Source organism: Psychromonas sp. MB-3u-54 (assembly GCF_002836415.1).
GTDB lineage: Bacteria > Pseudomonadota > Gammaproteobacteria > Enterobacterales > Psychromonadaceae > Psychromonas.
Genome location: NZ_PJBP01000095.1, coordinates 1 through 26348 on the forward strand (window position 1 = coordinate 1; position 26348 = coordinate 26348).

At 41.2% G+C, this 26348-nt stretch carries 19 protein-coding genes; 5 read left to right on the forward strand and 14 right to left on the reverse strand.

The genetic code is table 11. The features are described from left to right. Positions 1 to 7 precede the first annotated feature (7 nt). From ispD to mazG, 6 genes are all read right to left on the reverse strand, one after another. Positions 8 to 697 carry a 2-C-methyl-D-erythritol 4-phosphate cytidylyltransferase gene (gene ispD, locus CXF72_RS03325; RefSeq protein WP_101036860.1) on the reverse strand — a complete coding sequence of 230 codons (690 nt, stop codon included), beginning with the start codon at positions 695 to 697 and terminating at the stop codon, positions 8 to 10. A 3-nt stretch (positions 698 to 700) separates the two neighbouring features. Then, positions 701 to 979, reverse strand: coding sequence for a cell division protein FtsB (gene ftsB, locus CXF72_RS03330; protein ID WP_101036861.1), 279 nt, complete (start codon positions 977 to 979; stop codon positions 701 to 703). A 162-nt stretch (positions 980 to 1141) separates the two neighbouring features. Next, on the reverse strand, positions 1142 to 1705 hold the full coding sequence (locus tag CXF72_RS03335; RefSeq protein ID WP_232784866.1) for a phosphopyruvate hydratase: 564 nt from the start codon (positions 1703 to 1705) through the stop codon (positions 1142 to 1144). Between the two features lie 273 nt (positions 1706 to 1978). Next, positions 1979 to 3286 carry a phosphopyruvate hydratase gene (eno, locus tag CXF72_RS03340; protein ID WP_101036863.1) on the reverse strand — a complete coding sequence of 436 codons (1308 nt, stop codon included), beginning with the start codon at positions 3284 to 3286 and terminating at the stop codon, positions 1979 to 1981. 110 nt (positions 3287 to 3396) lie between these two features. Continuing rightward, positions 3397 to 5034, reverse strand: coding sequence for a CTP synthase (locus CXF72_RS03345; protein ID WP_101036864.1), 1638 nt, complete (start codon positions 5032 to 5034; stop codon positions 3397 to 3399). 330 nt (positions 5035 to 5364) lie between these two features. Then, complete coding sequence (gene mazG / locus CXF72_RS03350) at positions 5365 to 6183, reverse strand: nucleoside triphosphate pyrophosphohydrolase (protein WP_101036865.1); 819 nt, start codon at positions 6181 to 6183, stop codon at positions 5365 to 5367. A gap of 373 nt (positions 6184 to 6556) precedes the next feature. Here mazG and CXF72_RS03360 point away from each other — a divergent pair, with 373 nt between their 5' ends. Together CXF72_RS03360 and CXF72_RS03365 are read left to right on the forward strand one after the other, a co-directional pair. Beyond that, positions 6557 to 7585, forward strand: coding sequence for an efflux RND transporter periplasmic adaptor subunit (locus tag CXF72_RS03360; RefSeq protein ID WP_101036867.1), 1029 nt, complete (start codon positions 6557 to 6559; stop codon positions 7583 to 7585). Beyond that, positions 7585 to 10782, forward strand: a complete 3198-nt coding sequence (locus CXF72_RS03365) for an efflux RND transporter permease subunit (RefSeq protein ID WP_101036868.1) — start codon at positions 7585 to 7587, stop codon at positions 10780 to 10782. Before CXF72_RS03360 ends, CXF72_RS03365 begins: the two co-directional genes overlap by 1 nt. Before the next feature lie 94 nt (positions 10783 to 10876). On the opposite strand, the gene CXF72_RS03370 is transcribed toward CXF72_RS03365, so the two are convergent. The 7 genes from CXF72_RS03370 to lepA form a co-directional block, all read right to left on the reverse strand. Next, on the reverse strand, positions 10877 to 12103 hold the full coding sequence (locus CXF72_RS03370; RefSeq protein WP_198552485.1) for an aminotransferase class V-fold PLP-dependent enzyme: 1227 nt from the start codon (positions 12101 to 12103) through the stop codon (positions 10877 to 10879). A 306-nt stretch (positions 12104 to 12409) separates the two neighbouring features. Beyond that, on the reverse strand, positions 12410 to 13144 hold the full coding sequence (gene pdxJ, locus CXF72_RS03375; RefSeq protein ID WP_101036869.1) for a pyridoxine 5'-phosphate synthase: 735 nt from the start codon (positions 13142 to 13144) through the stop codon (positions 12410 to 12412). 21 nt (positions 13145 to 13165) lie between these two features. Then, on the reverse strand, positions 13166 to 13867 hold the full coding sequence (gene recO, locus CXF72_RS03380) for a DNA repair protein RecO (protein WP_101036870.1): 702 nt from the start codon (positions 13865 to 13867) through the stop codon (positions 13166 to 13168). Positions 13868 to 14077: 210 nt separating this feature from the next. Continuing rightward, a complete protein-coding gene (gene era, locus CXF72_RS03385) occupies positions 14078 to 14980 on the reverse strand; it encodes a GTPase Era (protein ID WP_101036871.1) in 903 nt (300 codons plus the stop codon). A gap of 91 nt (positions 14981 to 15071) precedes the next feature. Next, positions 15072 to 15758, reverse strand: a complete 687-nt coding sequence (gene rnc / locus CXF72_RS03390; protein WP_101036872.1) for a ribonuclease III — start codon at positions 15756 to 15758, stop codon at positions 15072 to 15074. Next, the gene (gene lepB, locus CXF72_RS03395) at positions 15755 to 16660 is read right to left on the reverse strand and encodes a signal peptidase I (RefSeq protein ID WP_101036873.1); all 906 of its coding nucleotides are present in this window, start codon (positions 16658 to 16660) and stop codon (positions 15755 to 15757) included. Before lepB ends, rnc begins: the two co-directional genes overlap by 4 nt. A 200-nt stretch (positions 16661 to 16860) precedes the next feature. Further along, positions 16861 to 18657: a translation elongation factor 4 gene (gene lepA, locus CXF72_RS03400; RefSeq protein ID WP_101036874.1), complete on the reverse strand. Its 1797-nt coding sequence runs from the start codon at positions 18655 to 18657 to the stop codon at positions 16861 to 16863. Positions 18658 to 19724: 1067 nt separating this feature from the next. Here lepA and CXF72_RS03405 point away from each other — a divergent pair. The 3 genes from CXF72_RS03405 (at position 19725) to CXF72_RS03415 (ending at position 25332) form a co-directional block, all read left to right on the forward strand. Further along, on the forward strand, positions 19725 to 20213 hold the full coding sequence (locus CXF72_RS03405; protein ID WP_101036875.1) for an RNA recognition motif domain-containing protein: 489 nt from the start codon (positions 19725 to 19727) through the stop codon (positions 20211 to 20213). Positions 20214 to 20331: 118 nt separating this feature from the next. Further along, a complete protein-coding gene (locus tag CXF72_RS03410) occupies positions 20332 to 22782 on the forward strand; it encodes a cation:proton antiporter (protein WP_101036876.1) in 2451 nt (816 codons plus the stop codon). Between the two features lie 768 nt (positions 22783 to 23550). Continuing rightward, positions 23551 to 25332: a choice-of-anchor I family protein gene (locus tag CXF72_RS03415; RefSeq protein WP_101036877.1), complete on the forward strand. Its 1782-nt coding sequence runs from the start codon at positions 23551 to 23553 to the stop codon at positions 25330 to 25332. A gap of 50 nt (positions 25333 to 25382) precedes the next feature. On the opposite strand, the gene CXF72_RS03420 is transcribed toward CXF72_RS03415, so the two are convergent. After that, positions 25383 to 25982, reverse strand: coding sequence for a DUF4202 domain-containing protein (locus tag CXF72_RS03420; RefSeq protein WP_101036878.1), 600 nt, complete (start codon positions 25980 to 25982; stop codon positions 25383 to 25385). Positions 25983 to 26348 lie beyond the last annotated feature (366 nt).

The window sequence follows — 26348 nt, forward strand, 5'->3', positions numbered from 1 at the left end:
TCCTTTATTATTTGCTTGTTGATGATGATAAATACAGCTCTGCGAGTGTCAAATCTTCTTCTCGAGTGACTTTTAAATTATCACTGCGCCCTTCAATGATGGCAACCGTTAATCCTGCCATTTCCATTGCCGATGCTTCATCGGTTATCTGCTCTGGAAATTCAGCACTTTCTATCGCATTAATTAATACTTTATTTTCAAACATTTGCGGGGTCAAAGCATGCCAAAGATTTGTCCGACTGACAGTATGGGTGATATGACCAACGGGATCACTGCGTTTAATGGTATCGCGTACCCGAGCCCCCAGAATTGCACCATGTTTTGACTGCACAGCAGTGTTAATAAGTTTATCTATATCTGCGCTTTTAATACAGGGACGCGCGGCATCGTGCACCAAAACATAGCCTTCTTCAGGTAGTACCTTTAATGCACATAACACAGAATCAACTCGCTCTTTCCCGCCAATAACCACTTGTATTTTAGGATTTTCAGCAAGCGCCAGCTGCGCAAACCATAAATCATTTTCTGCAATAGAAACAATTACCTTTTTTATATCCGGGTGATTCAAAAATGGCGCTATGCTATGTTCAATAATTGTCTTACCTAACAGGGGCAGATATTGTTTAGGGATATTGGCCCCGACACGTTTACCAATACCCGCGGCGGCAATCACCACATTTAAATTTAATCGACTCATTCATTAATCTTCTTTTGGCACAATACGGAAAAAAGTTTCACCCTCTTTCACTAAACCTAACTCATTACGCGCACGCTCTTCTATTGCGTCCGTCCCCTCTTTGAGATCTTTTATTTCAGAAAACATCATCTGATTACGCTGTCTTAATTCACTGTTATTTTCAAGAATAAGCGTAACCTCTTCCTGTAAAGCATGCCTGTCCCCTAATCCATTTTTTCCAAACCAGAGGTGGTATTGTAACAAAACCAGTAAACAGAGCATCAAAAACACAAATAAACGCATAAAAGGTCAGGCTCCACAGTAAAGCGAGTAAGATTAATAGGAAGTTATTTTTACATATTAAGCGTTAAATTTAAACGCACGCTAACAAGTAAAAAAATCCCCATCAAAAGACAAGGATCCACAAATTATGATTCTATTATGCTGGTAATAGCTTACAAACGATTAAGCCACTTTCCAAAATAACAGCTTGTTTTCAAGCTGTGGAAAAACCGGGTGAATAAAAAGTTTATAGCTGGTCAGCATACCGACAATTATTTTAATCACCACCATCTGCTCAATACCAAGCAGGTAATAGGCATAACCTCCAACGAACGCCGAACTAAGCATTAAAATTTGAAATAAACGCAGACGTTTCATACTTAATGCGGTTAATATCACCGTAAAATCGACCCAAGTTAATAACAATCCTAAGGATGGATTTTCCAAATAACTGTTAATTGCAAAATTGGCAAAATAAGCAAAACCTACCAGCATCAGTACTAACAATAGGTTAATTATTTTTTTAGGCGTATTAGTAAAATCACAAACATAACGGTATAAAGTAACACCACCAACGACTAAGTTCAGTAGCACCTTAGGCATAACACCTATTAGAAATCCCCAAAAGACATCATTGGCAACAGAAAGAAAAGAAGCAATGCGCATACTTTTCATTCCATTAAAAACCAATAATAAAATATAAAAAAAGACGCTCGTCCAACCTAATACTTCGACTAATAATTCCATACTCATTTCCGGCTACCATCTCCACAGTGACGTTATACATTAAAGAGGCAGTAGTTTACTCTTTCTTTTTTCGTTAATAAATGATCTGATCCACTAAATTATTCCAAGCCCATTAAGCATCGGCCGACAGCTATCAGCTATCAGCTATCAGCTATCAGCTATCAGCTATCAGCTATCAGCCGACAGCAGACAGCAGAGGGCAGAGGGCTTTTCTTCAGGCAAAAAAAATCCCCACCGGAGTGAGGATTTTAATGAAAACTGAGTTAGTTTACATTAGAAGTTAAAAGACCCTTTAACTTCTTTAAGACCATTGTAAGGTGCTTTAGAACCTAGCGCTTCTTCAATACGTAGCAGTTGGTTGTATTTAGCAACACGGTCAGAACGGCTTAATGAACCTGTTTTGATTTGACCCGCAGCAGTACCAACAGCAAGATCTGCAATAGTTGAATCTTCTGTTTCGCCAGAACGGTGAGAGATAACAGCAGTGAAGCCGGCATCTTTAGCCATTTTGATTGCAGCAAGCGTTTCAGTTAAAGAACCGATTTGGTTGAATTTAATTAAGATAGAGTTAGTAATACCTTCTTTGATACCACGCGCAAGAATCTTAGTGTTGGTAACGAATAAATCGTCACCTACTAGTTGAATTTTATCACCTAGTAGTTCAGTTTGGTGTTTGAAACCATCCCAATCAGACTCGTCAAGACCATCTTCGATAGACACGATTGGGTATTGATTAACAAGATCTTCAAGGAAGTAGTTGAACTCTTTAGCAGTAAAAGTTTTACCTTCACCTTTAAGTTCGTACATGCCAGTTTCTTTGTTGTAGAACTCAGATGCAGCACAATCCATCGCTAGGGTAATATCTTTACCTAGTTCGTAGCCTGCGTTTGCAACAGCAACTTTGATTGCAGCAAGTGCAGCAGCGTTAGACTCAAGGTTTGGAGCGAAACCACCTTCATCACCAACAGCTGTTGAGTGACCGTCAGCTTTAAGTACTTTAGCAAGGCTGTGGAATACTTCAGCACCCATACGCAGACCTTCACGGAAGGTCGATGCGCCAACAGGCTGAATCATGAACTCTTGAATATCAACAGAGTTATCAGCATGCTCACCACCATTGATGATATTCATCATTGGAAGCGGCATAGAGTAAACACCAGGAGTACCGTTAAGGTCAGCGATGTGAGCGTATAATGGCACTTTTTTCGATACTGCAGCCGCTTTAGCCGCTGCTAGAGAAACAGCCAGGATAGCGTTTGCGCCAAATTTAGCTTTGTTTTCAGTACCGTCTAAATCGATCATGATTTGGTCAAGTTCAGCTTGTTTAACTGCATCTTTGCCAAGAAGTGCTTCAGCGATTGGACCGTTAACAGCGGTAACAGCTTTAAGTACACCTTTACCTAAGTAACGCGCTTTATCACCGTCACGCAGTTCTAATGCTTCACGAGAACCGGTAGATGCGCCTGATGGTGCAGCAGCCATACCGATTGAACCGTCAGCTAAGTGAACTTCAGCTTCAACAGTCGGGTTACCACGTGAATCCATGATTTCACGACCAAGTACTTTTACGATAGTAGACATAATTTTTCCTTTAATTGTATTAAAAAATAAGTTTAAAAACGGGTTATGTAATGCCAAATCACTTTAATGCGTCATTTTTTAACAAAAAAAAGTGATCTGGTCAACAAAAACTATGAAAATCGACCCTGTTGATGATCTATCGCAGATTTTATAAAACCTTTAAATAAAGGGTGCCCATCTCTTGGTGTCGAGGTGAATTCCGGGTGGAATTGAGAAGCAACGAACCATGGATGATTTGGGATTTCAATAATTTCGACTAATTTTTTATCTTCAGATAAACCGGTAACCACTAATCCTGCTTTCTCTAAAATAGGTAATAAATTATTATTTACCTCATAACGATGACGATGACGTTCAAATATTTCTTTGGTGCCGTACATATCAAAAACTTTAGAACCTTTTTTAAGGTGGCAAAGCTGTGCACCTACGCGCATAGTGCCGCCTAAATCAGAGTTTTCTGTACGCTGTTCAACCTCACCATTTTTATCTAGCCACTCGGTGATCAAGCCGACAACAGGTTGTTCACAATTAGTCTCAAATTCCGTTGAATGTGCATTTTTAAGGCCGGCGACATTGCGTGCAAACTCAATGATCGCAACCTGCATACCTAAACAGATACCTAAATAAGGTATTTTGTTTTCACGGGCATATTGAGCCGCAAGAATTTTACCTTCAATACCGCGTTCACCAAAACCGCCCGGCACTAAAATCGCATCAATACCTTCTAAAATAGAAACACCTCGAACTTCAACATCCTGAGAGTCGATGTATTTTATTTTGACAGATGCCGCATTTTTCAGGCCGCCATGTTTAAGCGCTTCATTAACAGATTTATAAGCATCCGGCAGTTCAGTATATTTACCCACCATGCCAATGATAACTTCATTTGAAGTGTTAGCTTCTTCAGAAACCACCTGTGCCCATTCGCTTAGGTCAGCTTCAGGACAGTCAAGACCAAAACGTTTTACACAAATCTCATCAAGACCCTGCGCTTTTAATAGAGCAGGGATTTTGTAGATTGAATCTACGTCGCGTAATAAAATGACAGATTTTTCGGTCACATTACAGAATAACGCAATCTTCACACGTTCGTTAACGGGAATATTCACTTCAGAGCGGCAGACTAAAATATCCGGTTGAATACCTAAACTGCGCAACTCTTTGACGGAATGCTGTGTTGGTTTGGTTTTAACTTCACCCGCGGTTTTTAAATAAGGCAATAGTGTCAGGTGCATGTAGATGACACTGTCACGCCCCACTTTCAGACCTAGCTGACGAATCGCTTCCAGGAAGGGCTGTGATTCAATATCACCGACCGTGCCACCGAGTTCAACGATCGCAACATCATGGCCTTTACCACCCGCAACAATACGTTCTTGAATCTCGTTAGTAATATGCGGAATAACCTGAATGGTTGCGCCAAGGTAATCACCACGACGCTCTTTAGCCATCACTTCTGAATAAACACGACCCGTTGTAAAGTTATTACGTTTAGTCATTCTGGTGCGAATATAACGCTCGTAATGCCCTAAATCGAGATCTGTTTCTGCACCATCATCGGTGACAAAGACTTCACCGTGTTGTATCGGACTCATGGTGCCAGGGTCTACGTTAATATAAGGATCTAGTTTCAGAATGGTGACATCCAGACCACGTGCTTCTAGAATAGCAGCCAGTGAACCTGCTGCAATGCCTTTACCGAGTGATGAAACAACACCGCCCGTTACGAAAATATATTTTGTCGTCATAGTAACCCTGAGAGTTTAGGAATGTAAAAAAGAAACTCACCTTTAACAATAAAAAATACAAACGCACAAAATCATCAGCTTACGAAACAACTGATGTTAATAATATGGGGTAATCTATTGTAATTTTAAAATGAGAATTTAGAGCATTTAGATGGGAATGCAGTATAGCAAGACCGCGCATTTTCGACAATCTTTTCTATTCATTTCATTTTGACTGCAGCTAAAATATACTTTGCTTTTTTTGTTTTTCTAAATTTAGCCAATTTCCACTGAAAAACTAAATATTTTTTGGGGCTGCAATGGCCTGCTGAATAAAATGACAGCCGACAGCTATATGCAGCTGCTTTTAACCAGATTCCAAACTGCATCCAACTCATCGGTGGTGCAATCCTGCATCTTTTTACCCTGTGCGAGTACACTTTGCTCAACCAGGCGAAAACGTTTTTCGAATTTACTGTTCGCCTGGCGTAATACCTGTTCAGGATTACATTTTAAATGACGCACTAAATTAATATTGGCAAATAACAGATCCCCTAACTCTTCTTCAATACGCGCCTGTTGTTGCTGCTCGCTGAGATCATCACGTCTTACTTCCACTAAAACCTCGTCTATCTCTTCATGAATTTTATCAACAACGGGCGGCAAACTATCCCAATCAAAGCCGACATTTGCACAACGTTTTTGAATTTTATAAGCACGGTTTAATGCCGGTAAGCTTAAGGGAATATTGTCTAATACACTGTCGCTTTTATTTTCTGACAAGGCTTTTGCGGCACGCTCTTTGTCTTTTTCGGCTTCCCAATTGGCATGAATAGCCTCTTCATTCGCAAACTCGGTCTTGGCAAATACGTGCGGGTGACGACGAATCAGCTTTTCACTGATCGCCTCAATAATATCGTTAAACTCAAACAGTCCCTGCTCTTTTGCCATCTGCGCATAAAAGACCACTTGAAATAACAGATCCCCAAGCTCCCCTTTTAACTCCTCAAAGTCTTTCTGCTCGATAGCGTCTGCAACCTCGTAAGCTTCTTCAATAGTGTGGGAAACAATAGAGTCAAAGGTTTGTTTTTTATCCCAGGGACAGCCATTTTCAGGATCGCGCAGTTGTTCCATGATCTTTAACAGAGGTTGTAAATTAGCGGTTGGCATAAACAAATCCTTAATAGTGAGTAGCAATAAATAAACCGCTAAGAATAAATGAATTGTCGAAGATTATAAACAGGATATTAATGACACTCGAATATAACCTTCCGGTATTTTTGCCTTACAGCTTTACAGCCTTACAGCCTTACAGCCTTACAGCTTTACAGCTTTACAGCTTTACAGCCCTCCTGCCTTACAGCCTTACAGCCTTATACCCTGACGGCCTTATTTCATTTTTACTTCATAAATCAAACACAAGCGACAAGATAACAACTACATTTAGTGATATAACATTATGGGCTTGATAAGCTTGTAAATTAGATAAAACTACATTAGCATGACCTAATTAAAATTAAGGTTCATTGTCAAGGGTGCACTCATGAAATCAAAATATTATTCAACCTCAGCATTTTTTATAAGCTTATTTTTTGCCGTTATGTACAGTAAATCACTTGTTGCAGACACACTGTTTGAGGTGATCGATCAGAAAAAAGAACAGATCGTCGTTTTGGATGCCACCGTTGAAGCCATTAATAAAGCCACACTTTCTTCACAAACCAGCGGCCGTATTACAAAAATAAATTTTGATACCAATGATTACGTTGAAAAAGACAGCATCATATTGGAAATGACTAACAAAGAGCAGGGAGCACAGCTAGCCGCTGCGGAAGCAAATGTATTACGCACTCAGGCAGCTTATAATGAATCAAAATTAACCTATGATCGTTATAAAAAACTTTTTCCTAAAGGCGCTATTTCACAAGGCCAATTGGATCAGGCCGCAGCCACGGCTGAAACCAATAAACAGCTTATAAAGGCAGCTCAGGCGAATTTAACCCAAGCCCAAGAATCCTTAGATTATACTATTATCAAAGCTCCCTTTGCAGGCGTTGTGACCGAACGGCATGTGGAGATAGGTGAAACGGTCAATCCCGGCGAGCCACTTTTTTCCGGTATGTCCTTAACCCACCTGCGCGCGGTAACCGAGATTCCACAGCGTTATATTATGGCGCTGCGTAATAATCCGGAATTTATTATTACGCTCAGCGACGGCAGTAAACTTTTTTCAAATAAAATCACTTTATTTAACTATGCTGACCAACAGTCACATGCCTTTAAGGTACGTATAGACTTACCGCCTACCGGAAAACTTTTATTACCGGGAATGTGGGTAAAAGTGCAATTTGTCCGAGGCGAAGCAAAAATGATTAGCGTGCCAGACAGCGCAATATTGACCAATAACGAACTGAATGCGGTGTATCGGGATGTCGATGGTGAAGCTGTTTTAACCCAAGTTCGAGTGGGTAACAGGCTGGATAACAACATTGAAATTTTATCCGGATTACATCCCGGCGATAAAATCAGTATTGATGCTTACCAAAAGCTAAAACAGTTGGGGGCTAAATAATGAATCCTCAACTCAATATTTCCGGCAGAATTGCCCAATATTTCCAGGGAGCAGCGATCACGCCTTTACTGGCTATCGTCGGATTATTATTAGGTTTTTTCGCTATAATGGTGACTCCCAAGGAGGAGGAACCGCAGATTGATGTCACTTTTGCAGATATCTATATCCCCTTCCCCGGCGCCTCTCCTAAGGAGGTTGAAAACCTAGTGACCATTCCGATGGAGCAGGTTATTTCTGAAATAAAGGGGATTGATAGCACTTACTCTTTTTCACAACCCGACGGTGCGATGATCATCGTTATTTTTAAAGTGGGTGAACAACGTAACGATGCGATTGTAAATTTGTATAATCAGGTTTATTCCAATATGGATAAACTGCCACGGCATGCCGGCATAGGTCAACCCTTGATCAAACCGCGCGCCATTGATGATGTGCCCATCTCCTCATTAACCCTTTGGTCAAAAGATAAAAATGTCACCCCGCAGCAGTTAACTCAGGTTGCACACGGCCTGGAGAGTGAACTTAAACATATCAACGGCACGCGCGATATCTATACCGTTGGCGGACACCAACTGATTGTCGACATCCGCATTGATCCCATAAAAATGAATGGTTTTGGAATAGGCTTTGATGCTATTAATCAAGTTTTAGCCAGTAATAATGCCAGCTCATCGCCGGTTTCTTTAATCCAGAATAACCAACAGATAAAGGTACAAACCGGCCAGTTTTTACAAAATATTTCCGAGATCAAAAAATTGATCGTGTCGGTTAAAAATGGTTTTCCTGTTTATTTAGAAGATGTCGCCGAGGTTAATCTGTCCGCCGATATTCCAACGAAAAATGTGTTACACGGTGAAGCTGGCAAGTTATATCCTGCAGTAACGATAGCGATTGCCAAGCAGCCCGGTAAAAATGCCGTTGATGTCACCAATGCAATAGCTGCGCGCATTAATGAAATCAAAAACGTGCTTATCCCGGACAATATTGAGGTCACCATCTCGCGCGATTATGGCGCAACCGCTGCAGATAAATCCAACACGTTAATTGCTAAACTTATTTTTGCCACCAGCGCCGTGATCATTTTAGTGTTATTAACCATGGGCTGGCGAGAAGCGATTGTGGTGGGCGTGGCTATTTCAATCACCTTGACGATCACCCTATTTGCGTCATGGGCGTACGGATTTACCCTGAACCGGGTTTCTTTGTTTGCACTTATTTTCTCGATCGGGATCCTGGTCGATGATGCGATTGTGGTAGTGGAAAATATTCACCGCCATATGAAAATAAGTAATGAAAAACTCAGTGAAATCATCCCTATTGCGGTCGATGAAGTCGGCGGGCCCACTATACTTGCGACCTTTACCGTTATTGCAGCCCTTTTGCCGATGGCTTTTGTCAGTGGCTTAATGGGCCCCTATATGAGCCCCATTCCAATTAATGCCAGCATGGGAATGCTTATTTCATTAGCCGTTGCCTTTGTGCTTTCACCCTGGTTAAGCGGAAAATTATTAAAACATCACGCGTCTAAGAAAACAGCGATCACTAACGCGAGCGAGCAAGAACAGCCGATCACAGAAAATTTTATGAGCCGCTTATTCAATAAAATAATTGGTCCCTTTATTCTTGGCAAAAAAGCGAAAATGGCGCGTTGGATTTTATTTGTTGTGGTGATGATATTAATCCTTTTATCGGTTCTTCTGCCACTCACAAAACTGGTCGTCATGAAGATGTTACCCTTTGATAATAAATCAGAATTTCAAATCATGGTGGACTTACCCGAAGGCAGTCCGATTGAAGAAACCCAACGCTTACTGGTGGAATTGAGTAACGTAGTCATCGATGTCCCTGAAATTAAAAACTATCAGATCTATGCAGGTACCGCAGCGCCTATTAACTTTAACGGTCTAGTACGTCATTACGATATGCGCAGCACTCAGGAGCTCGGTGATATTCAGGTAAATCTGATCGACAAAAGTGAGCGGCAGCGCGACAGCCATACGATAGCGGGCAGTATTCGCGACCAGCTGCAAAAAGTCGCGAAACCTTATCAGGCCAATGTAAAAGTCGTCGAAGTGCCACCCGGACCGCCTGTATGGTCGCCCATTGTGGCGGAAGTCTATGCCCCGAATGCGGCGCTGCGAGAGCAGACCGCCAAACAGTTAAAAACCTTATTTCATGGTGCTGACGATGTGGTTGATATTGATATCATGCATCCTCAGGATCAGGAGAAATGGCAGGTTAATATTGACCGCAGTAAAGCCGCACGATTAAAAGTGCCCTATGCCAATATTGTCGATGCCGTCTCAACCTCCGTTGGCGGCAAAGATATTAATATTCTGCACAGCGATAATCAAAAGTATGCTATTCCCATTCGCCTGCAACTCAAGGAAGGTGATAAGGTTGATTTAGCGCAGGTCTTAAACCTTAAAATCGCCAACCAAAATGGTAAATTAATTTCTCTCTCGGAATTAATTGAGATTGATAAAACACTGGTTAATAAACCTATCATGCATAAAAACATGATTCCGATGATCATGCTGACGGCGGATATGACCGGAAAATTAGACAGCCCTTTATATGGCATGTTTTCTATATACAACACCATCAAAGATAATAATTTAGATATAAACCAATATCTTATTAATCAGCCTAAGGGTACAGAAGAAGTCGCTATATTATGGGATGGTGAATGGAAAATAACCTATGAAACCTTCCGGGATATGGGCATTGCTTACGGGGTTGGCATGGTCTTGATTTATCTATTAGTCGTCGCGCAGTTCCGCTCATACCTGGTCCCGCTTATTATTATGGCGCCCATTCCCTTAACCATTATCGGCGTCATGCCCGGGCACGCGCTATTAGGGCAACAATTTGCTGCCACCTCAATGATCGGGATGATCGCTCTGGCGGGTATTATTGTTCGAAACTCAATTTTGTTAGTTGATTTTATTAATCATCAAACCAGCAACGGGAAACCTTTTAACGAGGCGGTTATTAATGCGGGGGCAGTGCGGGCTAAGCCTATTATTTTAACCGGATTAGCGGCTATGATTGGGGCATTTTTTATTCTCGACGACCCCATTTTTGGCGGCTTGGCAATCAGCCTGATCTTCGGTATTTTTATCTCCACGATATTAACTTTACTGATTATTCCGGTACTCTATTACGCCTTTATGCATAAGCGTTTTGAGTCCTAAACAGCATAATTATTTTTAAGTCCTAAACTGCATAACAAAAGAAGAAAGTGCCGCATCAATAAATGCGGCACTGGTCTATCGGTGCCATAAAAAATTACTGCAACATATCTACTATTTTTTTCAGCGCTTCAATAAAACGCTCGGCTTCCTCAAGGGTATTATAAATTGAAAACGAGACTCTTACGGTACCTTTGCAATTAAGTTCCGCCATCAGGGGCATAGCACAATGCGTTCCACTGCGCACGGCAATACCCTGCGCATCTAATAACATAGCAATATCGCTCGGGTGCTCACCTTTAACAGAAAAGCTGAGCGCACCGGATTTAATCCCACCCTGATTAAAGACAATTATTGCGGGAATTTTCAATAACGCTTTTTCGGTGAAAGTTAATAATGATTGTTCATGGTCAATCAAATCCTGGCGTTTAAAAGCACGGATAAAATCAATGGCCGCTCCCAGTCCTATCACACCGGCAATATTGGGGGTACCCGCTTCAAACTTAAAAGGTAATTGGTTAAAAGTGCTCTTTTCAAAACTAACGGTTTTAATCATCTCTCCGCCGCCCTGCCAGGGAGGTAAGGCTTCTAACAGATGCTGTTTGCCGTATAAAACACCCACTCCTGTCGGGCCAAATATTTTATGGCCAGAAAAAACGTAATAATCACAATCAAGATCCTGTACATCCACGACTAAATGCCCAACCGCCTGAGCACCATCAATAATGACCTGAGCGCCAACTTGATGAGCAAGTCTTATGATCTCTTTAATTGGATTAATAACGCCCAATGCATTGGAGATGTGGGTAACAGAAACAATTTTGGTTTTTGCACTTAATAAACGCTGGTAACTCTTTAAATCTAAATCATGCTGCAGGGTCAATGGAATGATTTTTAAAACGATACCCTGTGATTCCACCAGCATTTGCCAGGGCACAATATTAGCATGGTGCTCCAGTGCGCTGATAATGACTTCATCACCGGCTTTCAAGCCTGCAGATAATACATTGGCTAATAAATTAATGCCTTCCGTTGTGCCTTTTGTCCAGATGATTTCTTTTGTATTTTTGGCATTAACAAATGTTTTTAGCGTCTCTCTGACGGACTCAAAGGCGGCCGTCGCGCGAAGGCTCAGATGATGGCTTCCGCGATGCACATTAGCATTATCCTGCAGATAATATGCCGTAATGGCATCCACCATAGCTTGGGGTTTTTGGGTTGTGGCAGCATTATCTAAATAGATCAAAGGATGTTCATTAATCATTTGATCTAGAATCGGAAAATGCTGACGTATCTGATAAACGCAAAAAGAAGAGTTTGACAAAATGATCCCACCTTTTAATTCCGTAACAAAAATAATACCGCGTGCCGCATTATTTTTAGCGAATAGTTGAAATACCAAAGGAATTAATGAAGTGTTCAGTATTGCACCGGAAAATTAACACTAGCAAGGTCTGAGTTACATTAGACCGTTGCTCTGTTCTTCACAAAATCGTATGGAACGATTTTGAACAGCTTTAGCTGACCACGAAGTGATGAAGAACAGGATGTTCTGAATAAAATTCACAACACAGTTAGAGTTTATTTTAACAAGCTAGACTGAACACCTGTTTAGTTCTTTTGCTATAACTTAGCCGTTACGTCCCTCAACCATCAGACGTTTCATTTCCGCAACTGCAGGTCCAAAACCATCAACAAGCGCGCGGGCAACAATAGCATGCCCGATATTAAGCTCGATAATTTCAGGCAATGCTGCAATAGGTTTAACATTATGGTAATTAAGACCATGCCCGGCATTCACTTTAATGCCCGCTTGGCTTGCATAAGTCGCCGCTTTTGCGACGCGCATTAATTCCAACTGTTGAATCTCTTCCGACGGCGCATCGGCATATTTACCCGTATGCAGCTCAATATAAGCAGCACCGGTTTTAATGGCAGCATCAATTTGATCATTTTCAGGATCGATAAATAATGATACCTGAATAGCGGCAGCATTTAAGCGGCTCACCGCAGAGGCAATTTTAGAAAATGAAGCAACCACATTTAAGCCACCTTCAGTGGTCAGCTCTTCGCGTTTTTCAGGCACCAGGCACACAAAAGCGGGTTTTGTTTTTAGCGCAATATCGACCATCTCATCGGTCACGGCCATTTCCAGGTTCATCCGCGTTTGCAGCGTTTGCGAAAGTACTGCAACATCCCGGTCATTAATATGGCGACGATCTTCACGCAGATGAATCGTTATCCCATCGGCTCCAGCACACTCCGCAATAGCGGCTAAATGAGCAGGCTCAGGATAACAAGTACCACGAGCGTTACGTAATGTTGCGATATGATCGATATTAACGCCAAGTAAAATCTTGCTCATTTACAAATTATCCTTTGTTGTTTATTTAGCCGTAAAGAGTGAACGACTATGTAATGGTTTGCCACCTAAGAGATTAGCTAGTGCTTGCCTGCAAAATCGTTTTGCTGATTTTAAGACATTCTGATTTGAAAAATCACGTTGTGCTAATGCAAGTATATCCTGCCCGCTGTAAACGTCGTGCTGTTTATGAATGGCTTGCTTAGCAAAAAAACCCGCTTGGTGCTGATATTGGTATTCATAACCGCTTTCAATTAATTCACCGCTATAAATATCTTCGCTAAAATTAACCCCGTAACCTAATGTTTCAATGAGTGTCAACTCAAAAAGACGCAATGCTATTTGCGGATCCGCAGCGCCGGCAATGGCTAATAATGTTTGCTGATAACACTCAAATAAACCATCGCAGGCTGTTTCCGCCTGCAATAAACGATATAATAATTCGTTGATATACATCGCCAGAAAAAGTCGCTGCCCGACTAATGGTACAACTTGGGTTTGCGCTTCAAAGGATTTAACTGTTTTTAAACTGCCGCGACCAAAATAACTGACTTGTAACAGGGTAAAAGGTTGCGCCGTGCCACGCTTCATACGCGTACTGCTGCGCCCGCCTTTATAGACCAGACTGACTTTACCAACATCCTGACAGAAAAGATCAATTAACTGACTGGTTTCCCGATAAGGACGTCGATGCAGAATAAAAGCATTGTGGCACTCAATGGACATTCAATAACCTCAGAAAGTGGCTAGCTATCAGCTATCAGCTATCAGCTATCAGCTATCAGCTATCAGCTATCAGCTATCAGCTATCAGCTGTCAGCTGTCAGCTGTCAGCTGTCGGCAGAAGGCTAAAAGCCGCGAGCTAGGAGTTACGGGCTGCGAGCGGCGAACTCGATACTCGAAGCTCGGCACTCGAAGCTCGAAGCTAGAAACTTTTTAGCCTAAATAATCATCACCGTAACCTAAACTGCGCAGGGCGCGCTCATCATCAGCCCAACCCGATTTAACTTTTACCCAAATTTCCAGAAAGACTTTTGAATCAAATAACTCTTCCATGTCAATACGCGCTTGTTTGCCTATCGCTTTCAGTTTTTCACCTTTATTGCCGATAACCATACGTTTTTGACCTTCCCGTTCGACCAGGATCAAGGCATTAATATGTAAAACACCATTTGCCTGCTGTTTAAACTGCTCGATTTCTACCGTGACAGAATAAGGCAGCTCATCACCTAAAAAACGCATTAATTTTTCACGGACAATTTCCGACGCCATAAAACGTGAGGAACGATCGGTGATGTAGTCTTCAGGAAAATAATGCTCCGATTCGGGTAAGACTTCTTGTGCCCAGCTGCGAATTTTTTCTACATTATCGCCCTTTTTAGCGGACATAGGTAAAATATGTTTAAAGTCATAACGTTTGCCCAGTGCTTCTAAATGTGGCAGTAATAACTCTTTATCTTCGACGTTATCAATCTTATTAACGGCTAAAACAACCGGACATTTTAAGTACTTAAATTTACTCAGTACCATGTCGTCATCTTCATTCCAGTTGGTGCCTTCAACAACAAAAACGACCATTTCAACATCATTGATTGAACTCGATGCAGCACGGTTCATTAAACGGTTAATCGCACGTTTCTCTTCGATATGAAGCCCCGGCGTATCAACAAAGATAGTTTGGTAATCACCCTCGGTATCAATACCTAAAATACGATGACGGGTAGTTTGCGCTTTACGCGACGTAATACTTACTTTTTGCCCTAAAAGAGCATTAATAAGGGTTGATTTACCGACGTTAGGACGACCCACGATTGCCACTAATCCACATTTTTGAGTCATTATTTTTCTCCCAACATTAGAAAATCAACATTGATTTCTATTAACATTTTAAAACCTTCTGCCTGTGCGGCATATCCATATTTCTGAGCCATTATTTAGCTCCTGATAAGCTGTCTAACATTTTATTTGCCGCTATCTGTTCTGCTTTACGACGACTGGTGCCTTGGCCTTGTACTGATTTTAGACCGTCGATCGAACAGCTCATGGTAAAACGCTGATTATGCGCTTCACCTTTAATTTCCAGCACTTCATAAATCGGTAAAGGCTGTTTACGGGACTGCAGATGCTCCTGCAGGCGTGTTTTAGGATCTTTTTGGCTAATGCCAGGCTCTATCGTATTTAAACGACTATCAAACCATTTTAAAATAAGTTTTTTGACCGTATCAATATCTGAATCTAAAAATGCAGCACCAATAATAGCTTCTACACCATCGGCGATAATCGAATCGCGTCGAAAGCCTCCGCTTTTTAATTCTCCCGGTCCTAAAATCAAACAATCGCCCAATTGGAATTCTCGTCCGATTTCAGCCAGCATTTTTCCGCAAACCAAGGTTGCCCGCATACGGCTTAAGTCACCCTCATCGACCTTTGGAAAACGCGTATAAAGATCCGTTGAAATAGCATAACTTAGAATAGAGTCACCTAAAAATTCTAAACGCTCATTATGACTTCCCAATGCACTGCGATGGGTTAACGCCTGCTGAAGCAGTGAAAAATCTGAAAAAGTATAAGCAATGCGTCTTTCTAAACGTTTTAATTCAGCCTGTTTGATCATCATTTTATTCCACCGATTCGGTTAAAACGCACATCACTTGGAATCCAAGAAGGTATAATACTGCTGCTGTCATGCTGAAATTCAAAACTAATCCAAATCGCAACGGCTTTACCTACTAAGTTTTGTTCCGGTACAAATCCCCAGTAACGGCTATCTCTGCTGTTATCACGGTTATCACCCATCATAAAATAATGCCCCTTGGGCACAATCCACTCATAAGCGACAGTCTCGGGCTGTTGGTAATATCGGGAAGCTTGATCGATGCGCCTCGGGTTAATCAGTATCTCATGTGCCACTTCGCCTAACATCTCGCTGTAAACCTGCATTGAACTTTCTTCATCGATAAATTCCTGCTCGCCGAGAGACTTCATGTCTAACGCTTTGTATGAAGCACATGGGGCGCTTTCGCATAAATATAACCTTTTATCTTTATAAACAATATGATCCCCCGGTAAACCGACAACACGCTTGATAAAATCGACACGGATATCTTCAGGGTATTTAAAGACGGCAACATCACCGCGTTTTACCTTGCCCATCGGGATTAAGGTATTTTGCCATATCGGCTCTTTTACACCGTAAGAAAATTTTTCCACCAGAATAAAATCACCCACTAAAAGCGTTGGCATCATAGATCCTGATGGGATTTGAAAGGGCTCATAAATAAATGAACGCAGTATAAAAACAGCCACGATCACCGGAAAAAGTGAACGTGCATTTTCAATCAATACATTTTCCGGATGAATGGTCGCAAGCACCTCTTCATCAAGTGTAACCGTCGCTTTTTCCTGTGCAGCCTTTTGAGCGGCCCGTCGTGCAGGCCCCCATTTTATTTTATCAATAATCCAGATAATACCGGTTACAAAGGTTGCAATAACTAAAATAAGTGCAAACGTATTTGCCATGTTAATTCCTATAAAAATGGGTATGTCAAAATCATATTATTTAAGCGGACATAATTGAACCAAGTGGTTCAATATCGGTTTAACTAATATGACTAGTCAGTCAAGCGCAGCGTTTACCACGATTGGGTATGTAAAAAAACAAAAATGCGCAGATTAAAAACCGGCGCATTGTACTTTTATTACTTTATTGAAAAATGCAATTATTTGTCTTTGCCTATGTGCAATACGGCCAAAAATGCTTCCTGCGGTATATCTACGTTACCCACAGATTTCATGCGCTTTTTACCTTCTTTTTGCTTTTTCAACAATTTTTTCTTACGGCTAATATCACCACCGTAACATTTTGCCAATACATTTTTAGTCAACTGCTTAACCGTTGAACGGGCAATAATCTTACTTCCAATCGCAGCTTGTAATGCAATATTGAACATTTGACGAGGAATGAGATCTTTCATTTTATCCACCAGATCACGGCCATAGTTTTCAGAGTTTGCACGATGCGTAATTAACGCTAAGGCATCCACACGTTCACTATTGATTAGAACGTCAACGCGGACCATATCGGCAGCTTCAAACTTAACAAAATTATACTCAAGCGAGGCATAACCGCGACTGGTTGATTTCAAACGGTCAAAAAAGTCCATTACAACTTCGCACATCGGAATATGATAGGTTAACGCCACTTGCTTACCGTGATAGACCATTTTGGTTTGCATACCGCGTTTCTGAACACAGAGTGTGATGACATTACCCAGATACTCCTGCGGCACTAAAATATTACATTCAGCAATGGGCTCGCGAATTTCCTCAATATCATTTGTAGCCGGGAACTTAGCAGGGCTATCAATATAGAGCACCTCACCCTTAGTCGTTTCAACTTCATAAATAACCGTTGGCGCAGTGGTAATAAGATTCAGGTCATATTCACGTTCCAGACGTTCTTGAACGATTTCCATGTGCAATAAACCGAGGAAGCCACAGCGGAAACCAAATCCTAATGCCGATGAGTTTTCTGGTTCATAAAATAATGAAGCATCATTAATACTTAATTTCGCTAATGCATCACGAAAGTTTTCGTAATCATCGGAGCTGACCGGAAACAGTCCCGCATAAACCTGAGGTTTAGCACGTTTAAAACCGGGTAATGCGCTCGCGGCCTCATGGCCTAAAATGGTTAAAGTATCACCGACAGGGGCACCTAAAATATCTTTGATACCCGCAATAACATAACCCACTTCACCCGCTTTTAGAATACCGGTTTCTTTTTGTTTGGGTGTAAAGTAACCTACTTTAGCAACCGGATTAACCTGGCCCGTAGACATCACCTTCATGCGATCGCCCACTTTAATTTGGCCGTGCATAACACGTACTAATGAGACTACACCCTGATAGTTATCAAACCATGAATCGATGATTAATGCCTGCAGCGGTCCGGTTAAATCACCCTCGGGAGGTGGAATACAACGAACAATCTCTTCTAATACCAGATCAATGCCGACGCCCGTTTTTGCAGAACAACGCACCGCATCAGCCGCATCAATACCAATAATATCTTCAATCTCTTCTGCCACACGCTCAGGATCCGCGGCGGGTAGATCAATTTTATTTAAAATCGGCACCACTTCTAAGTTCATTTCCATTGCGGTGTAACAGTTGGCCAATGTTTGTGCTTCAACACCTTGACCTGCATCAACCACTAATAAGGCGCCCTCACAGGCGGCTAATGAGCGCGATACTTCATAGGCGAAATCAACGTGTCCGGGCGTGTCGATAAAGTTAAGCTGATATGTTTCACCGTCTTTTGCATGGTAATCTAAGGTGACACTTTGCGCTTTGATGGTAATACCACGCTCGCGCTCAATATCCATCGAATCTAACACTTGAGATTCCATTTCTCGGTCACTTAAGCCACCACAAGTATTGATTAAACGATCTGAAAGAGTCGACTTGCCGTGGTCGATATGGGCGATGATAGAAAAGTTACGAATATTTTTCATGAAGCCTTTAAATACCTCTTTAGTTGCATGCTGGCTGTTTAGCTCATGCCGTGCTTACCACGATAACACCTAAAAACACGCTAATCTGCATTGATAAGTCATTTGGGCATATATTGCCGTGCATTCTATCGAATTTATCCTACAATCGCTATCTTTATAGCACCCTGCCGGGTAACGAGAAAAAAACCTATTATTAACATTAGGGCCGGTTTATTTTTCGGGATCGTTTTTGCAGCAGTTTGTCGATTCTTTATACAAGGCCGAGCTTATGCAGTGTCGTTATTCACCATAAATAAGCGATAACGCCGTAGGAAGGAGTTACAAATGCCGCCATAAGGGTTCGGCTAAAAGCGTTTTACTCTTTGTGGCAAGGTATTTACTTAGAATGACTAAGCTGACCACCTCGCGCCGCGATTAAAACGCTTTTATCACCAACAAAAATTAACCACGAAAGATAAACAAGCCCTAACAATAGCGAAGAAAATCACCCCGTTTAAAAACTGGCTGCTCGGTTAATTAAGCGATCCGCTACGCTTTACTTTTACTTTTAAAGCCGCTTCGCGCGTTCTAAACCTTAAGTTACTGCCAAAAAGTACCGGTTAAGCTGTTGCTAAAAAGAGCACTGCTAGACAAAAAATCCTTACCATATTAGTAAACAACATCTTGTTTTTAGACAAGATAATCAGCCTTTAACTGTCAGTCAGCCATTTTCAACGTGCCCTATTTCACAAAATGGCATTACAATTATCAAATTAAAATCTAATCTTGTTAAAGAATTAACTTAATTGTTAAATTTAGCTTACAATGTAATTGCTTTTTTAAGTATGGTTGCTGGCCGGGTATTGGGCATTTTTGTCAAGCCAGAAACACCAACGAAAGAGATTATCAATTAAATTAAGTGATACTGGCTACGCGCTTCTGGGAAATACCCCTTTTAGAGGTGCGACTATGACCAACTAAGCGGGTATTAAATCGGAACGCAACGTTTGCGAAGCAATAACTTAATTTAAACTATTGGTAACTCCACACTCATTATTTTTTCTATTTATCTTTGAGGTTATTTTATTATGAAATCAAACACATCCGTGTTGCTTTCAATCGTCATTGCGATTGTAGGTTTTGCTGTGATCAAACTATCCCAGTTAACAATTGATGGCGCATATTTATTCGCAATAGGCGCATTATTCAGCGGAATAGCGGTTCAATTTAGCGCGACTAAAAAATCAGTTAGTCCAAAAAAAGAAGCAAGTGAAGGTGAATTATCCACCACTACTACCACCCTTTATGTCGGTAACTTACCTTACCGGGCAAACGAAATGGCGATACGCTCTCTTTTTTCTGAGCATGGTCAGGTTCTTTCAGTACGTTTAATGAAAGACAAACACACCGGCAAACGTCGTGGTTTTGGTTTCGTCGAAATGCCTGAAAAAGATGCGCATAATGCAATTAATGCATTAAATGAATTTGAGTTCCAAGAACGTTCTTTAAAAGTTCGCGAAGCAAACGAACGAGCGCCTCAATCAGAATCAGCTCCGGAAGCAGATAAACCTCTTTAAATTAAAGTCATATTTCAAACGCTCTTTGGAGCGTTTTTTTATGCATTCTTACCGCTATCTATAATCATCAGAGTACCTAAAAGCCAGACGAATCCCTCTTTACGCTAAGGAGTTAGATATGCATTTAGACAGCAGTGTCTTAATGGTGATCTTTGTGATTTTATCTTTACTGCTTGGCGCGTTGATAAAATCTGTTTCCAAAACACTTTCCTCCCCCTACTGTGTTATTTTGTTACTAGCAGGCCTAAGCCTTGGTCTCTATGGGCGTACGGAGCACATACAGGCCAATTTACCGGGATTAAACAGTGCACTAAGGACGTTGGCGCAGGTTGATCCGCACCTTATCCTATTATTATTTTTACCCACGCTCATTTTTGAATCCGCATTTTCCATGGATCCCCATCTGTTTAAACGAATGAGCAAACAGATAATGGTCTTAGCAGTACCCGGATTGATTCTCTCCACGGTACTCACCGCTATTTTAACCTTCTATCTTTTTCCCTGGCAATGGTCATGGACAGTGTGCTTTTTATTTGGCGCCTTGATCAGTGCCACGGATCCCGTTGCCGTTGTCTCCTTATTAAAAGAAATCAGTTCACGAAAACGCTTAGAAACCCTGATTGAAGGAGAATCATTATTAAATGATGGCACCGCCATTGTATTATTCAGTCTGTTTTATGGTTTATTAACCTCAGGTGGGCAAGCTGATTTGAATATTGCGGCAATATCGAGCAGTTTTATCTCGGTGGTATTTTTAGGTCTGTTGATCGGTTTAGGTGTTGGCGCTGTCTTTTTATTTTGGATTGGGCGTGTATTTAATCAGGCGATCATTGAAATTACTCTGACTATTTCGGCCGCTTATATTGCTTACTTTATTGCGGAAAATGTATTTCATGTTTCCGGGGTTGTAGCCGTAGTGAGCTTGGGCGTACTGGTTTCGAGTGTAGGACGCACTCGAATTTCACCCGGTGTCAGTGTTTTTTTACATCACTTCTGGCAAATGATGGCGCACATTGCCAATACGCTTATTTTTATTTTAGTCGGTATTATTATTGCCTCGCGGATCCGTTTGGACAACTGGGAATGGTGGGTCACTTTAGCGGGTTTATATATTGGCATTCAGATTATACGGGCGGTAACGGTATTTACATTTATGCCGATTTTAAAACAGGCGGGCATCAGCAAAGAAAAAGCGCTCGTTGTTATCTGGGGCGGACTGCGGGGAGCCGTCTCCTTAGCACTAGCACTGATCATTGCCCAGGATCACTTCTTACCCAAGGAGCTTGGTGATCAAATTTTATTTTTAACGGCAGGTATTGTGGTATTAACCATTCTTATTAACGCCAGCAGCATGAGCATACTATTAAGATTTTTTGGTTTAGATAAATTACCCGAGGCGAAACAGGCCAGCCTGATAAAAGCGCAGCAAAGCATTAAACAACATTTGACAAATGACCTGGCTTTATTACAACAGCACGAATTTTTGCAACGTGCCGACTGGAAAAGCTTAACTGAGCCTATCACTGAAGCTCAACCCGTCAGCGCTGTGCAGGAAGCCGATTTTCTGGTCGCTTTCAGGCAGCGTTTATTAGAAACTGAAAGACAATTTTATTGGTCTCAATTTAGTCAGGGATCCTTAACCGCACAGGCAACCAAACACTTGGTCACGGCGGTTGAATTTTCTTTAGACGGTAATGCTGAAATTTCGCTACGTAGGACACTTTTTGAGTCCTGGAAAACACCCAATTATATACTTTGGTTTTATCACATTCCCTTTCTGAATAAGATGGTTGTCAATTTTTCATTTGAACATCTATCACTCAGTTATGATACTGCCCGCGGTTTTCTTCAGGGCCAGGAAGAGATTCAAAAACATCTGCAGTCACTGTCCCCTTCAGAGCAGGACAGACAATTAGTGGAGCAGGAAATTGAGGACAACAAAAAACACACTCGTTTATATATTCAAAAGATCAGAGAAAATTTTCCGGAACTGTCCTACAGTCTGGAAACCTATGCGGCACAGAGATTATTGCTTCATTTAGAACGTGTTTATTTAAATGAGTTAATCACCGAGGGGGTCTTTGATGAGAGCGAAGCTAAAAAACTGACCAAGGAAATAGAGTATAAAATAATACATCTGGCGAAACCACCTCATCGAGTTAGCCCCAAAAAAATCAGTGAGCAGTTGGCATTAATGCCATGGGCAAAAGGCCTCAAGGAAAAAAGTTTGTTTCTCCTCGGTCGCTTAGCCATACGAGAAATTTACAATAGTGGTGAGATGATTTGTCGTCAAAATAGAAATGCAGTCTCGATCGCATTGATTTTACACGGCAAGGTCGTATTAATGAGTCCCACCCATGAAGAAATTGCAGGAACAGGCGCTGTGATTGGTATTGATGCTTTTCTAACCCATCGCTTTAATCGCAGTGCAAAGGCAATGACCCCCGTTGAATTAATCTGGTTAAATATAGAACACTTAAAAATAGTCATTGCACAAGATAAGCAACTCGGGGAAATATTTGCTAGCCACTTAGCGCAGCAAAGTCACCGAAAAGAAGTATCCCCTTAAATCTTGCTGGAAGAAGAAACATGCTTTCGCAGTAAATACTTTCTGCCACTTAGCGCAGCAAAGTCACCGAAAAGAAGTATCGCATTATATCTGCAGGAAAAAGAAACATGCTTTCGCAGTAAATATTTGCGGCTACTTAGCGCAGCAAAGCCACTGAAAAGAAGTATCGCATTATATCTGCAGGGAAAAGAAACATGCTTTCGCAGTAAATACTTTTCTGCCACTTAGCGCAGCAAAGTCACCGAAAAGAAGTATCGCATGATATCTGCAGGAAAAAGAAAGATGCTTTCGCAGTAAATACTTTCTGCCACTTAGCGCAGCAAAGTCACCGAAAAGAAGTATCGCATTATATCTGCAGGAAAAAGAAAGATGCTTTCGCAGTAAATATTTGCGGCTACTTAGCGCAGCAAAGCCACTGAAAAGAAGTATCGCATTATATCTGCAGGGAAAAGAAACATGCTTTCGCAGTAAATACTTTTCTGCCACTTAGCGCAGCAAAGTCACCGAAAAGAAGTATCGCATTATATCTGCAGGAAAAAAAACATGCTTTCGCAGTAAATATTTGCGGCTACTTAGCGCAGCAAAGCCACTGAAAAGAAGTATCGCATGATATCTGCAGGAAAAAGAAACATGCTTTCACAGTAAATACTTTCCTGTCACTTAGCGCCCCATAAACCTTGACGCTATTAATATCGATTTCATCTTTCTGTCATATTAGCCCGGTATAAAAGTTGCTACCTTCTAGTTCAAGTCATGCAAAGAGATTTTATGAAACTTAATATTTTAACCTCTGTTATTTTATCAACATCACTTATCGCTTGTTCAACGGCTCCTCCGAAAACTAATCTGATTGAAAAAAAACAAACGATTCAATTAGTTGAGCAAGGTCGTTATCAGTCTAATATCTTTGATGAAAGTGCAGCCGAGATTGTGACTTACGACAAAAAAACACAAAACACTTTTGTGGTTAATGCCGAGTCGGGCAAAGTGGATGTTGTTCGCAGTGCTGATATTAATAAACCAACATTACTGGGCAGCTTAAATATTGCTGCTGACATACTAAAGCACTTTAATAAACAAGCAGGTGCAGCTAATAGTGTTGATGTGTTTGATGGATTACTGGCTGTCGCCATTGAAGCTGAAAATAAAACAGATACAGGCTGGGTAGCCTTTTATGACACCCAAAATATGGCATTTATTAATGCTGTATATGTTGGATCGCTGCCTGATATGGTGACTTTTACAAAAAAGGGTAAACAGTTGGTGGTCGCGCTTGAAGGTGAACCTTCGAATAAAAATTATGCGCTGGATCCCATCGGCGAAATAGCAGTTATTGATATCGACTGGCAAAAAAACACGCTAAAAACCACACTGACACGTATTAATTTTCATGAATTTAATCAGGGAGGTGCACGATTTAATGAGTTACCTAAACAGTTAGTCTTAAATGGTTTTCAAGCAAGCGTCGAACAGGATTTAGAGCCTGAGTATATTGCGGTCAATAAGAACGCCACTAAAGCCTATGTGAGTTTGCAGGAAAATAACGCTATTGCGGTGATTAATCTAGCTGATAAGTCTATCGAAAAAATCATGGCATTAGGTTTTAAAGATCATTTACAACCGGGTAATGAGTTGGATGGTAATAACAAAGACAAACAAGCCTTGCTTAAGAATGAACCTGCCCTGGGCATGTACCAGCCGGATTCCATTGCCGTGGTGACTATCGGGGGAACTGATTATGTACTGACAGCCAACGAAGGAGATGATCGCAGTGATTGGGTAACTGATTTATCTCAGGCCGATTGTGAAGCGGGTAATTATTATTTTAATTTGGAAGACCAAGCCTGTGGTGATGATCTTAAATTAAAAGATGCCTTTGACGGCGGTATTTATAACCCTTCGAATCAACAAAACAAGCTGGATTTAAGTAATTTTCAGCAGGGTGGCATTTACCAAAATGCGGTTAAAACCCTTAAGTTTTCACACTCTGCCACTAAACAGTTTGGCGATTTAAATGCCGATGGAAAAATTGATCGTATGCTGACCTTTGGTGGACGTTCATTTTCCATTTGGAATGTCGATACCGAGCAGTTGATTTTTGATTCGGGTAGTGATTTTGAACGTATTACCGCGCAGAAATACGGTGCTAATTTCAACCAAACCCACAGTAAAACAAAAGCTGAAAATCGCAGTGGCAAAAAGGGCCCTGAGCCTGAAGCCTTAACCACGGGTATTATTGATGGGATAACTTATGCCTTTATTGGCCTTGAGCGCATGGGCGGCATTATGGTTTATAACATTTCCGATCCTGCTAACGCACAGTTTGTACAGTATCTTAATAACCGTGATCTGAGCGTGGATCCCAAAGATAATGTTGTAAAGAATGCCAATGGCGTGAAAAGCTATGAAATTGATGCTGGTGATTTAGGCCCCGAAGGTTTCCGTTTTGTGCCTGCCAAAGACAGCCCGACTAACAGCCCTATTCTTATTGTCGGTAATGAGGTCAGCGGTACGACAAGCTTTTATCGTATTGATTCATTAGTGAAATAAAGGTGATATAAGGTAAGTGCTTGCACTTACCTTATTTATGCAGTGATTGGTTAGCCGATAGCCTGGTGAATTAATTCCAGCAAAGGGGCGGGTAATTTTATTTTACCTGCCAGTACAAATTGATGTGCGTCATTCGACATTTTTTTCCATGTTTTGCTAATCATGCCGATCCATTTTTCCTGCGAGTATTCAGGATGTTTTTCAGCAAAAGCTAACATGTAATGCTCGATAAAAACTAAGCCTGCAATATCTTCAACTAACTGGCTATCCGGATTTATTTTAATGGATTTTTTACTCACGGCACTTTTGACACGATCTAATGCAATCTCATCATAACCGGCTTGGACCATCAAGCTTGCGACACTTTCAGCATGAAAAGTATAAAGGTTGGTTCGCCACTGGTGATATCCCTGTTTACCCATAGGGTAGTCACTGCGCGGTGATTTCCAGCGCTGAATATGCTGCCCGTGAACCGCAATTTTTAAAAGCTCGTCGGCGTCTGGTTTAAAACGTGCAAGCATTTCAGACATACGCTCTGCATAGAGATGCTCTTTTGGCCATTCTTTATTCTCAGCGATCTCCCTATTCGGATCATCGCAGTTTACTGCATCGATCAAAGAAATGACCTGCTCAAAGGGTTGTTGACTCATAGTACTACTCCAAAGTAATACCAAATGTATTAAAGAGGTGATCTTGTATTGCGTAGGAAAAATTAACACTAGCAAGGCATGAGTTGCAGGAAGTAGTTATTCTCCTTTCACAAAATCGTATGGAACGATTTTGAACAGCTTTAGCTGACCACAAAGTGGTGAAGAACACGACGTTCTGAATAAAACTCATCACGCAGATAGGGTTGATTTTAACCAGCAAGGCTGATCACTTATTTGATGCGTTTGGTATAAGTGTGCAAACACTCAGAATAACTGACTATTGACCTTGATAGCCAGTTATAAATAAGACTGTTTTGATTGAAGCGGCGTAGTTAATCCGGCCACTACAGCATAAAAGGCAAGGTT

Coding starts and splice junctions, on each gene's coding strand:
- CXF72_RS03405 (WP_101036875.1), top strand. CDS start 19,725: ATGAAATCAAACACATCCGTGTTGCTTTCAATCGTCATTGCGATTGTA.
- CXF72_RS03410 (WP_101036876.1), top strand. CDS start 20,332: ATGCATTTAGACAGCAGTGTCTTAATGGTGATCTTTGTGATTTTATCT.
- rnc (WP_101036872.1), bottom strand. CDS start 15,758: ATGATGATCAAACAGGCTGAATTAAAACGTTTAGAAAGACGCATTGCT.
- recO (WP_101036870.1), bottom strand. CDS start 13,867: ATGTCCATTGAGTGCCACAATGCTTTTATTCTGCATCGACGTCCTTAT.
- mazG (WP_101036865.1), bottom strand. CDS start 6,183: ATGCCAACCGCTAATTTACAACCTCTGTTAAAGATCATGGAACAACTG.
- CXF72_RS03335 (WP_232784866.1), bottom strand. CDS start 1,705: ATGGAATTATTAGTCGAAGTATTAGGTTGGACGAGCGTCTTTTTTTAT.
- CXF72_RS03365 (WP_101036868.1), top strand. CDS start 7,585: ATGAATCCTCAACTCAATATTTCCGGCAGAATTGCCCAATATTTCCAG.
- ftsB (WP_101036861.1), bottom strand. CDS start 979: ATGCGTTTATTTGTGTTTTTGATGCTCTGTTTACTGGTTTTGTTACAA.
- lepA (WP_101036874.1), bottom strand. CDS start 18,657: ATGAAAAATATTCGTAACTTTTCTATCATCGCCCATATCGACCACGGC.
- CXF72_RS03415 (WP_101036877.1), top strand. CDS start 23,551: ATGAAACTTAATATTTTAACCTCTGTTATTTTATCAACATCACTTATC.
- eno (WP_101036863.1), bottom strand. CDS start 3,286: ATGTCTACTATCGTAAAAGTACTTGGTCGTGAAATCATGGATTCACGT.
- pdxJ (WP_101036869.1), bottom strand. CDS start 13,144: ATGAGCAAGATTTTACTTGGCGTTAATATCGATCATATCGCAACATTA.
- era (WP_101036871.1), bottom strand. CDS start 14,980: ATGACTCAAAAATGTGGATTAGTGGCAATCGTGGGTCGTCCTAACGTC.
- CXF72_RS03360 (WP_101036867.1), top strand. CDS start 6,557: ATGAAATCAAAATATTATTCAACCTCAGCATTTTTTATAAGCTTATTT.
- CXF72_RS03345 (WP_101036864.1), bottom strand. CDS start 5,034: ATGACGACAAAATATATTTTCGTAACGGGCGGTGTTGTTTCATCACTC.
- lepB (WP_101036873.1), bottom strand. CDS start 16,660: ATGGCAAATACGTTTGCACTTATTTTAGTTATTGCAACCTTTGTAACC.
- CXF72_RS03420 (WP_101036878.1), bottom strand. CDS start 25,982: ATGAGTCAACAACCCTTTGAGCAGGTCATTTCTTTGATCGATGCAGTA.
- ispD (WP_101036860.1), bottom strand. CDS start 697: ATGAGTCGATTAAATTTAAATGTGGTGATTGCCGCCGCGGGTATTGGT.